The organism is Bacillus cereus group sp. N6 (assembly GCF_016483705.1).
GTDB classification, from domain to species: Bacteria; Bacillota; Bacilli; order Bacillales; family Bacillaceae_G; genus Bacillus_A; species Bacillus_A wiedmannii.
Window position 1 is genome coordinate 1 of record NZ_JAEHBI010000284.1, and the last position, 263, is coordinate 263.

Sequence of the window (263 nt, forward strand, 5' to 3'; positions counted from 1 at the left end):
CGGTCCAGTGGCACCCGTGTTACCTTGAACACCTTGAGGTCCAGTGGCACCCGTGTTACCTTGAACACCTTGAGGACCAGTGGCACCAGTAGCACCCGTGTTACCTTGAACACCTTGAGGTCCCGTAGCACCAGTAGCGCCTGTGTTACCTTGAACACCTTGAGGTCCCGTGGCACCAGTAGCACCCGTGTTACCTTGAGTACCTGGAGGACCAGTGGCACCAGGAGCACCGGGCGGACCGGGGGTGCGGGGGGGCCCGGGGG

1 pseudogene is annotated in these 263 nt (G+C 62.4%); it reads right to left on the bottom strand.

The annotated features are described in order from the left end of the window. Positions 1-263 (bottom strand): annotated as a pseudogene (locus JDS99_RS31325) (hypothetical protein); the annotation flags it as partial.